Source organism: Evtepia sp. (genome assembly GCF_034090835.1).
Lineage (GTDB): Bacteria > Bacillota > Clostridia > Oscillospirales > Oscillospiraceae > Evtepia.
The window spans coordinates 1-2,850 of record NZ_JAXDRS010000048.1 but is presented as its reverse complement, the minus strand read 5'-3'; the positions used below and the strand labels follow the sequence as shown (position 1 = coordinate 2,850).

At 54.3% G+C, this 2,850-nt stretch carries 3 protein-coding genes and 1 pseudogene; 2 read left to right on the top strand and 2 right to left on the bottom strand.

The features are described 5' to 3' along the window. Both SOR61_RS08735 and SOR61_RS08730 read right to left on the bottom strand, forming a co-directional pair. Positions 1-330 (bottom strand): annotated as a pseudogene (locus SOR61_RS08735) (hypothetical protein); the annotation flags it as partial. 167 nt (positions 331-497) lie between these two features. Further along, positions 498-1,079, bottom strand: a complete 582-nt coding sequence (locus SOR61_RS08730) for a TetR/AcrR family transcriptional regulator (RefSeq protein WP_320612275.1) — start codon at positions 1,077-1,079, stop codon at positions 498-500. Between the two features lie 496 nt (positions 1,080-1,575). Between SOR61_RS08730 and rpsJ the strand changes: the two genes are divergently transcribed. Next, positions 1,576-1,887, top strand: a complete 312-nt coding sequence (gene rpsJ, locus SOR61_RS08725; protein ID WP_320612274.1) for a 30S ribosomal protein S10 — start codon at positions 1,576-1,578, stop codon at positions 1,885-1,887. A gap of 141 nt (positions 1,888-2,028) precedes the next feature. Further along, a complete protein-coding gene (gene rplC, locus SOR61_RS08720) occupies positions 2,029-2,754 on the top strand; it encodes a 50S ribosomal protein L3 (RefSeq protein ID WP_320612273.1) in 726 nt (241 codons plus the stop codon). Positions 2,755-2,850 lie beyond the last annotated feature (96 nt).

The following is a 2,850-nucleotide window of genomic DNA, read 5'->3' as shown; positions in this document are numbered from 1 at the left end:
CAGTTCGGGATTGCTGTGTACCTGGTACTCGGGGCCCCAGCGGTCCACGCAGGACCACAGCTCAACGGGGTTTGCCGGGTCGATGCGGTCAGCGATGCGGTGCAGGTTGCGCAGGAAAAGACGGGGCTCGGAGCCGTGGATGGACCAGACGATGCAGTCGCCGCTCTCAATGATGCCGATGGCGTCGTCTACGGTGCCCAGCTTGCTCTGATAAACCTCTCTGTGATCCTTTCCGGTATACAGGCCCTGCAGATATTCTTCGTGTTTCTTGTGCTTTTTCAGCATAACGTCAGGAATGAAGCGATCATAGTTTTCGTAGTGCTCAAACATAGGGATGCAACCTCCTTATAAACAAGTAACGAATGACGAAAAGGAAAGTTCCTTGGTTACATTCTAACCTTAAACCCATGGAGTTGCAACGAACAAAAAGGCAAGGTACGTTGGTTAGCCGACAGAATGACGAAAATGTCTGGCGGATCCCTGATCAAGAGATGCAATTAGCACAAAGAGGTCGTTTGGACATGGGAGAGATAGATGGTAGAGAAATAGCTGGAGACCTCCTCCACGGAAAGTTTGGTGCCGCTCTGAAGCCACCAGGCGGCCACGGCGACCAGTCCGCCGGCAAAAAACTGACAGAGGATGGTGATCTCGTCCCGGTGGTGAGAGTTGTAAAAGGGGTGGGATTTGGTGCGGTCGATGAGGATGCGGGTGAGTTCATCCTGGAAGATCTGTTTGACGATGGCGTTGCGGGGGTCCAGGAAGAGCTTGGAGTACTCTTTTTCCCGGCGAAGGAAATAGTCGAAGAACTGGTAGACTGCCTGCTGGAAGGGGATCGGGTAGGCGGAGGAGGGCATATTGCTGGTGAGAACGTCGATGAGCTCCTGGAACCCGAAGGTGAGCAGATGGCGCTTGTCTTCAAAATGGGCATAAAAAGTAGAGCGATGGATGTTTGCTTTTTCGCAAATATCCTTCACTCGGATTTCGTCAAAGGTTTTTTCGTGGAGAAGATCGGTGAGTGCGACCAGCAGCAGGGTGTGGGTGCGCTGGATCCGGAGGTCACCGGCTTTGTTTTCTGGCATAGGTACTCTGTCTCCTGTCGGTGCAGCGGCCGCAGCTGCTACACATTATATTATAATTAAAGTCATTGTACCGTTGGAGGCGATGGTTTGTCAAGGCGGGGAGAGATGAGGGTGGGCGCATTGATGCAGGGAAGGGGCCTTTGCTCCGGGTTTTTTGTGGGAAATGCAGGGACAGGAAAATGTAAAAAACAGTTGACAAACCGGCAGGCCGTATAGTACTATATATGAGCACCTGAATGGGTGCAGTCTGCGATGATGCGGGAGATTGCGGCGAAAGCCGGTAACTTCCGCGGAGTATGTCCGTGAATCGGGCGGCTGGGGAATCTGCTGCATGGCGTATATCGCCATGACAGGAGAGGATAAAGCCGGCGAAGTATGCCGGTTTTCTTCATGCTTATGGAGTGATACGCACGGTTAAGTGTACCGGATTCCCCACCGTACGAAGCGTGGCAAAGACATTGACACTTCGTATGTTTTTTAGGAGGAAAGCAGCAACATGGCACAGAATGAAATGATTCGCATCAGACTGAAGGCCTATGACCATCAGCTTATCGACCAGAGCGCAGAGAAGATCGTGGAGACCGCAAAGAGAACCGGCGCCACCGTTTCCGGTCCCATCCCCCTGCCCACCAAGAAGGAAGTCGTTACCATCCTTCGCGCTGTTCATAAGTATAAGGACAGCCGTGAGCAGTTCGAGCGCCGCACCCACAAGCGCCTGATCGACATCAACAATCCCAGCCCCAAGACCGTGGAAGCGCTGATGAGTCTGGATCTCCCCGCTGGCGTGGAAATCGAGATCAAACTGTAAGAGATCTCCCTCAGTCACACCCAACCAAGTGTACCCGCTGCCTGTCGCCTATCGTGAGACAGGCGGGTCATGTTGACAAACCAATGACAGCCCAATGGTCAAGTTTGCCAACCAATAACCTATTTAAGGAGGAAAACCAACATGGAAAAGGCCATCATCGGCAGAAAGATCGGCATGTCCCAGATCTTTGACGAAGCCGGTAAGGTCATCCCGGTCACTGTCATCGAAGCAGGTCCCTGCGTCGTGGTGCAGAAGAAGACCGTGGAGAAGGACGGCTACAACGCCGTGCAGCTGGGCTTCCAGGACGTAGCGGAAAAGAAGCTCACCAAGCCCGAGCAGGGACACCTGAAGAAGGCAGAAGTCCTCATGAAGAGAGTGCTCAAGGAATTCAAGCTGGATAAGGCAGCTGAGATGAACGTGGGCGACGAGATCAAGGCAGATACCTTCGCTAAGGGCGATCACATCGACGTGACCGGCATTAGCAAAGGTAAGGGCTTCCAGGGCGTTATCAAGCGCTGGAACGCTGGCCGTGGCCGTATGACCCACGGTGGCGGTCCTGTCCATCGTCACGCAGGTTCCATGGGCTCCGGTACCGATCCCTCCCGTATCTTCAAGGGCAAGATCGGCGCTGGCCAGATGGGCAACGAGCAGATCACCGTCCAGAACCTGGACGTGGTGAGCGTGGACCCCGAGTTCAACCTGATCGCAGTCTGCGGCGCCGTTCCTGGCCCCAAGGGCGGCATCGTGTATCTGAAGTCCACCGTTAAGACCATCCGCGAGAAGAAGGGCGATGCCGGCATCAGCCTGAACCCGCAGAAGGCATCCGCACGTGCCAACCCCCAGAAGGCATCCGCCAGAAACCGGTAAGGAAAGGAGAGTTTGAGAAATGCCTAAAGCAAATGTCTATAATATGGCTGGCCAGCAGGTCGGCGAGGTGGAACTCTCCGAGGGCGTTTTCGGCGT

Excerpts from the sequence above, each read along its gene's own strand:
- SOR61_RS08730 (WP_320612275.1), bottom strand. The coding sequence starts at position 1,079 with ATGCCAGAAAACAAAGCCGGTGACCTCCGGATCCAGCGCACCCACACC.
- rpsJ (WP_320612274.1), top strand. The coding sequence starts at position 1,576 with ATGGCACAGAATGAAATGATTCGCATCAGACTGAAGGCCTATGACCAT.
- rplC (WP_320612273.1), top strand. The coding sequence starts at position 2,029 with ATGGAAAAGGCCATCATCGGCAGAAAGATCGGCATGTCCCAGATCTTT.